Raw genomic sequence first — 235 nt, 5'->3', positions numbered from 1 at the left:
CTTCATTCAGATTGGTGGTATAGACGGAGCTGGTCTGGCCGATTTCGATGTCGTTTGCCAAGGCGATGACTTGATAGAGTGTGTCGAAAGTGGCAACCGGCAGGACTGGGCCGAATGTTTCTTCCTTCATGATGTCCATGCTGTTGTCGGTATCGGTAAGCAGGGTAGGTTCGAAGAAGTAGCCTTTTCCGTAGGCACGTTTGCCGCCGCAAACCTAGGTAGCGCCTTGTCGAAC

1 pseudogene is annotated in these 235 nt (G+C 52.3%); it reads right to left on the bottom strand.

Going from position 1 to position 235, the window contains the following annotated elements:
- Positions 1-214: pseudogene (locus tag ACTHR2_RS10600) on the bottom strand (aldehyde dehydrogenase family protein); the annotation flags it as partial.
- Positions 215-235: the final 21 nt, after the last annotated feature.

This window comes from Neisseria sp. P0006.S004, from assembly GCF_051963015.1.
Classification (GTDB): domain Bacteria; phylum Pseudomonadota; class Gammaproteobacteria; order Burkholderiales; family Neisseriaceae; genus Neisseria.
The sequence above is the reverse complement of the archived record's forward strand: the minus strand, read 5'-3'. Positions and strand labels throughout refer to the sequence as shown.